Raw genomic sequence first — 6,222 nt, 5'->3', positions numbered from 1 at the left:
CCCTTCTTCCCCCTCTTCCCCTTTCTCCGTCGAGCTGCGCGAAGAGATGCGCGGGCCCGTCATGTGGCTCACCATCGATCGCCAGGAACGCCGCAACGCCATCAACGCGGCCGTGCTCGAGGGCCTGTCCGATGCGCTGGCCCGCGCCAACCGCGACACCGCCGTGCGCGCCGTGGTCCTCACCGGCGCCGGCACGCGCGCCTTCTGCGCCGGCGCCGACCTGCAAAGCGGCACCTCGTTCAAGTTCGACTACGCCGCGCCCTATCAGGGCATCGCCAACCTCTTTCGCCAGGCGCGGCAATCGACCGTGCCGCTGATCGCGCGCGTCAACGGCGCCTGCATGGCGGGCGGCATGGGCCTCATGGCGATGTGCGACCTGGCCGTGGCCAGCCGCCAGGCCGTGTTCGGCCTGCCCGAGGTGAAGGTCGGCGTGTTTCCCGCGCAGGTGCTCAGCGTGCTCGGCGGCCTGCTGCCACGCCGCGTGCTGGCCGAGATGTGCATCACCGGCGAACCGATCGACGCGGCCCAGGCGCTCGAGCTGAAGCTCGTCAACCGCGTGAGCGACGACGTCGACGACAGCGTCGACTGGCTGCTGGGCCGCCTGCTCGACAAGTCGCCCGCCGCCATCCGCCGCGGCTTGTACACGATGAAGAAGATCGAGGCCATGGCTTTCGAGGAGTCGATGGCCTTCACCGAAAGCCAGATCGGCCTGTTCGCGCTCACCGAAGACGCGGCCGAAGGCCAGCTCGCCTTCCGCGAGAAGCGCAAGCCGCAATGGAGCGGACGATGAACAGCAGCAACAGCAATCGCGTCGTCCGCATCGGCGGCGCCTCCGGCTTCTGGGGCGACAGCAGCGTGGGCGCGCCGCAGCTCGTGGCCAGCGGGCAGATCGACTACCTCGTGTTCGACTACCTCGCCGAGCTCACCATGTCGATCCTCGCGGGCGCACGGCTCAAGAAGCCCGAGCTGGGCTACGCGACCGACTTCGTCTCCGTCGCGATGAAGGCCGTGCTGAAAGACGTCGTGAAACAGGGCATCCGCGTCGTGAGCAACGCGGGCGGCGTCAACCCGCAAGGCTGCGCCGATGCGCTCGCGGCACTGGCCGCCGAGCAAGGCGTCTCGCTGAAGATCGCCGTGGTGAGCGGTGACGACGTGTCGCCGCTGCTGCCCGAGCTGCGCGCCTCGCAACCGCCCGTGCGCGAACTGCAGAGCGGCGCGCCGCTGCCCGAGCGCGTGCTCAGCGCCAACGCCTACCTGGGCGCGCGCCCGGTCCAGGCCGCGCTCGACGCGGGCGCGCAGGTCGTCATCACCGGCCGCTGCGTCGACTCGGCCGTCACGCTCGGCGTGCTGATGCATGAATTCCAATGGCAGCCCGGCGACCACGACCTGCTCGCCGCGGGCAGCCTCGCGGGCCACATCATCGAGTGCGGCTGCCAGGCCACCGGCGGCCTGCACACCGACTGGGACACCGTGCCCGACTGGCCGAACATCGGCTACCCCATCGTCGAATGCGCCGCCGACGGCAGCTTCGTCGTCACCAAGCCCGCGGGCACCGGCGGCAAGCTCACGCCCGCCGTGGTCGGCGAGCAGATGCTCTACGAAATCGGCGACCCCGCCGCCTACCTGCTGCCCGACGTGGTGGCCGACTTCACGCAGGTGCGCATCGAACAGGCGGGCGAACACCGCGTGCGCGTGCACGGCGCGCGCGGCCGCGCACCCACCGGTAGCTACAAGGTCTGCGCCACCTACGTCGACGGCTTCAAGACCGCGGCGCAACTCACGATCGTCGGCTTCGACGCGGTGGCCAAGGCGCGGCGCACCGGCGAAGCGATCCTCGCGCGCACCGGCGCCCTCTTCGCGCAACAGGGCCTCGGGCCCTACAGCGGCACGCAACTCGAAGTGCTCGGCGCCGAGTCCTGCTACGGCCCTCATGCGCAGACGCAGGCACAGCAGATCCGCGAGGCCGTGCTGCGGCTCGCCGTGACGCATCCGCGCAAGGACGCGCTGGAGCTGTTCGCGCGCGAGGTCGCGCCGGCCGGCACCTCGTGGGCGCCCGGCACCACGGGCGCGGGCGGCGGGCGCGCCTCGGTGTCGCCGTCGATCCGGCAGTACGCGTTCCTGCTCGACAAGGCGCGCGTGAGCCCGCAGGTGCGCGTCGATGGGCAGACCGTCAATGTGCCCGCGACGCACGCCACCAGCGACGACCCGCCCGCCGTGCGCACCAACGATGCACTGCCTCTTGCCACGCCCGGCGACGACGCCATCGAGGTCCCGCTGATCCGCCTCGCGTGGGCCCGCAGCGGCGACAAGGGCGACACCTCGAACATCGGCGTCATCGCGCGCCATCCCGAGCTGCTGCCGCTGCTGCGCGCGCAACTCACCGAGGCGCGCGTGGCCGCATGGCTCGCGCACCTGGTGCAGGGCCGCGTCACGCGCCACGAGGTGCCCGGCATCCACGCCTTCAACTTCGTCTGCGAACAGGCGCTGGGCGGCGGCGGCATGGCCTCGCTGCGCAACGACCCGCTCGGCAAGGGCATGGGACAGATCCTGCTGGCGCTGCCCGTGCGCGTGAGCCCGGCGCTGCTGGCGCGGCTGCTTCCTTAGCACCAATCGGGACAACCGTGTGACAGCAGGGTTGAGACGGGCGGCTTAGCCTTGCGCCTGTTTCAACTCTGCCCCCTCAATCCACGATGTCCACCCTTTTCGACCCCGTCCAGGCCGGCGACCTCCAGCTCGCCAACCGCATCGTGATGGCGCCGCTCACGCGCAACCGCTCGCCCAACGCGATCCCGCCCGACATCGCCGCCACCTACTACGCCCAGCGCGCCAGCGCCGGCCTGCTCATCACCGAAGCCACCGCCATCAGCCACCAGGGCCAGGGCTACGCCGACGTGCCCGGCCTCTACGGCACCGAGCAGCTCGACGCCTGGAAGCGCGTGACCGACGCCGTGCACGCCGAGGGCGGCAAGATCGTCGTGCAGCTGTGGCACGTGGGCCGCGTCTCGCACACCGAACTGCAACCCGGTGGCGGCAAGCCCGTCGCGCCCTCGGCCATCACCGCCAAGACCAAGACTGTGCTCATCAAGGACGGCGTGCCCACCTTCGTTGAAACGTCCGAGCCGCGCGCGCTCGACGCGGCCGAACTGCCCGGCATCGTCCACGCCTATGCCGCGGCCGCACGCAACGCCGTCGAGACCGCGGGCTTCGACGGCGTCGAGCTGCACGGCGCCAACGGCTACCTGCTCGACCAGTTCCTGAAAGACGGCAGCAACAAGCGCACCGACGACTACGGCGGCTCCATCAAGAACCGCGCGCGCCTGCTGCTCGAATCCACGCGCGCCGTGGTCGACGCGGTCGGCGGCGGCAAGACCGGCATCCGCCTGTCGCCCGTCACGCCCGCCAACGACGTGCACGACAGCGACCCGCAGCCGCTGTTCACCTACGTCGTGCAGCAGCTCGCGCCGCTGAACCTGGCCTACATCCACATCATCGAAGGCGCCACCGGCGGCCCGCGCGAGATCGCCGACCGCCCCTTCGACTACGAAGCCCTCAAGGCTGCCTACCGCGCCGCAGGCGGCAAGGCCGCCTGGATGGTCAACAACGGCTACGACCGCCCCCTGGCCGAAGAAGCCGTGAAGGAAGGCGACGACCTCGTGGCCTTCGGCAAGCCCTTCATCTCGAACCCCGACCTGGTGCGCCGCCTGCGCGAGCACGCGCCGCTGAACGAGCTGGACAAGGCGACGATGTATGGGGGCGGGGTGAAGGGGTATACGGACTATCCGGCGTTGGGCTGAGCCCACGGCGGCCCCTGAGGGCCATGGCAAGATGCGGCGGACCTCTTCATCAACGTCCGCCTGCAGGAGCGCAACGCCATGGCCCGCATCGAACAACGGCTTGCAGCACTCGGCCTCGTGCTGCCGCCACCGGTCACGCCCCCACCCGGCGTGGTCCTCCCCTTCCAGTTCGTCCGCCTCATCGGCCGGCGCGCGATCGTCTCAGGCCACGGCCCGCTCACGGCCGATGGCCGCATCGCTGCGCCGCTGGGCAAGCTCGGCGCAGAGCTGACAGTCGACCAAGGCTACGCCGCCGCGCGCCTCACCGGCCTCGCGATGCTCGGCAGCCTGCAGCGCGCGCTCGGCGACCTGGACCGCATCACCGCATGGACGCGCGTGTTCGGCATGGTGGCCTCGGCGCCCGGCTTTCAGCAGCAGCCGGCGGTCATCAACGGGTTTTCCGACCTGATCCTTGAGCTCTTCGGTCCCGAGGTCGGCGCGCATGCGCGCAGCGCCGTGGGCATGGCCGAGCTGCCTTTCGGCATCCCGGTCGAGATCGAGGGCGAGGTCGAGTTCGACGCGTGAGCGACAACGCTGCACCCTGGCATCTGCGTCGCGCCACCGACGACGACGTGGCGGCTGTCACCGCATGCGCGGTCGAGGCCTTCCGCACCTACATCCCGCGCCTGGGCCTTACGCCGCGACCGATGACGCGCGACTACGCGCAGGCCATCGCGCACCTGCAGGTGTGGGTGGCCGAGCGGCCGGAGCAACAGATCGGCGCGGCGCTGTTGCTCGACGTGACCGACGAAGGCTTCCTCATCGACGTGATCGCGGTTCACCCCGACCACCAGGGCAGCGGCGCGGGCCGCGCCTTGCTCGAACTGGCCGAGCGCGAAGCGCTGCGCCAGGGCCACGCATCGATCTACCTGTTCACGAACGAAAAGATGACCGAGAACCTCGCGCTCTACCAGCGCATCGGCTATGTCGAGTTCCGGCGCGAATCCCTCGACGGGCGCACACGCGTCTATCTGCGCAAGCCACTGACACGCGCGTGAACGGTCAGGCGTCGTCCCCGAAGGTCACGCTCACGCGCAGGCCCGTAGGCTCCGCGGCGTCGAGCCGCAACTCGGCGCCCAGCAGCTCGGCATAGCGCGCCACGATCGACAGCCCCAGCCCTGCACCCTGCCCCAGCTTCTGGCCCGCGGGCCCTTGCGCCCAGCGTTGCATGAGGTCGCGCTGCGCCTCGAGCGGAATGCCGGGTCCGTCGTCGATCACGCTCAGCGTGCGGCCCGCGAGTTCGACGGTAATCGTGCGGCCGCCGTAGCGCAGCGCGTTGTCGATCAGGTTGTCGAGGATGCCCTCCACCAGCGCTTCGTTTGCAAGCACCGTCACGCCGTCGTCGAGGCCACGCGCCCCCAGGTCGACGCCGCGCGCATCGGCGCGCGCCAGGTGGCGCAGCACGGTCTGCTCGGCCAGCATGTCGAGCGACACGGGCGTGCGCTGCAGGTCGGTGCGCGCCTCGTCGGCCAGCGCGAGCGCAAGCAGCTGGTCGATCAGGTGGCTCGCACGCGCCTGCCGTTCGGACACACGCGTCAGCTGTTCGCGCCACACCTCGGTGTCGTGCTGCGCGAGCCCGTACTCGGCCAGCGCGCGAATGCCCGCGAGGGGCGTGCGCAACTCGTGCGCCACGTTGCCCACGAACTCGCGTTGCGCGCGCACGCTGTGGCGCAGCCGGTCGAACAGCGCGTTGACGGCATCGCCCAGGCGTTGCAATTCTTTCGAGGTCTGCGCCACGGTCACCGGCGAGAGGTCGCGCACGTCGCGGGTGTCGAGTGCACGCTGCAGCTCGCCGAGCGGTCGCAAGTCGCGTCGGATGCCATGCCAGAGCCACACGGCCAGCAGCACGAGCAGCAGCACCTGCGGCGCCATGGCATAGAACAGCAGTCGCTGCACCAGTGCGGCGCGGCTCAGCGTGGTTTGCGCCACGATCACGCGGTAGGGCATGTGCAGGCCGGGCTCGGCGTCGTGGTCGAGCACCACCGCGCGCAGCACGTTCCCGTCGTAATCGATATCGGAAAAACGGTAGCGCGAACCTTCGTCGGGCAACGGCGCCTTCAGGTCGCCCCTGCCGGAGATGAGCGTGCCGTCGAGCCGCTGCACCGAGAAGTAGACCTTGTCGGTCTGGTCGAACAGCACGGTTGCCACTTCGCGCGGCGTGAGCAGCAGCTCGATGCCGCGTTCGCCGGCCTGCACGTTGGCCGACAGCGCATAGGCGTCGTCGAGCATGCCGCGGTCGAAGGCCTGCTCGGAGAAGTAGTTGGCGATGACCAGCGCGATCACCGCACCGGCCATCCAGGTGAGCGCCAGCGGCACCAGCACGTTGCGCAGCACGCGCCGCGTGAGCGAAGGTGCAGTGCGCGTGACCGGTGGGGTGGCCTCGCTCACG

General features: G+C 70.4%; 6 protein-coding genes. 5 read left to right on the top strand and 1 reads right to left on the bottom strand.

The window, feature by feature from the left end:
- Window positions 1-46: 46 nt before the first annotated feature.
- From AC07XP_RS22850 to AC07XP_RS22830, 5 genes are all read left to right on the top strand, one after another.
- Entirely contained in the window at window positions 47-790 is a 744-nt protein-coding gene (locus AC07XP_RS22850) for an enoyl-CoA hydratase/isomerase family protein (RefSeq protein WP_139140389.1), read from the top strand.
- Window positions 787-2,604, top strand: a complete 1,818-nt coding sequence (locus AC07XP_RS22845) for an acyclic terpene utilization AtuA family protein (protein ID WP_495265945.1) — start codon at window positions 787-789, stop codon at window positions 2,602-2,604. The genes AC07XP_RS22850 and AC07XP_RS22845 overlap by 4 nt, the downstream gene beginning before the upstream one ends.
- An 86-nt stretch (window positions 2,605-2,690) precedes the next feature.
- Window positions 2,691-3,794: an alkene reductase gene (locus AC07XP_RS22840; protein WP_307696841.1), complete on the top strand. Its 1,104-nt coding sequence runs from the start codon at window positions 2,691-2,693 to the stop codon at window positions 3,792-3,794.
- Between the two features lie 78 nt (window positions 3,795-3,872).
- Entirely contained in the window at window positions 3,873-4,358 is a 486-nt protein-coding gene (locus tag AC07XP_RS22835; protein ID WP_493194838.1) for a RidA family protein, read from the top strand.
- Complete coding sequence (locus tag AC07XP_RS22830; RefSeq protein WP_495265944.1) at window positions 4,355-4,831, top strand: GNAT family N-acetyltransferase; 477 nt, start codon at window positions 4,355-4,357, stop codon at window positions 4,829-4,831. Before AC07XP_RS22835 ends, AC07XP_RS22830 begins: the two co-directional genes overlap by 4 nt.
- Before the next feature lie 4 nt (window positions 4,832-4,835).
- Here the strand turns inward: AC07XP_RS22830 and AC07XP_RS22825 are convergent, their stop codons facing one another.
- Window positions 4,836-6,221 (bottom strand): sensor histidine kinase, encoded by a 1,386-nt coding sequence (locus AC07XP_RS22825; protein WP_495265943.1) that lies wholly within the window; start codon window positions 6,219-6,221, stop codon window positions 4,836-4,838.
- Between the last annotated feature and the right edge of the window lies 1 nt (window position 6,222).

It is taken from the genome of Variovorax sp. GW531-E2, from assembly GCF_059423125.1.
This window is presented reverse-complemented; position numbering and strand designations above follow the sequence as displayed.

Coding starts and splice junctions, on each gene's coding strand:
- AC07XP_RS22850 (WP_139140389.1), top strand. CDS start 47: ATGCGCGGGCCCGTCATGTGGCTCACCATCGATCGCCAGGAACGCCGC.
- AC07XP_RS22845 (WP_495265945.1), top strand. CDS start 787: ATGAACAGCAGCAACAGCAATCGCGTCGTCCGCATCGGCGGCGCCTCC.
- AC07XP_RS22840 (WP_307696841.1), top strand. CDS start 2,691: ATGTCCACCCTTTTCGACCCCGTCCAGGCCGGCGACCTCCAGCTCGCC.
- AC07XP_RS22835 (WP_493194838.1), top strand. CDS start 3,873: ATGGCCCGCATCGAACAACGGCTTGCAGCACTCGGCCTCGTGCTGCCG.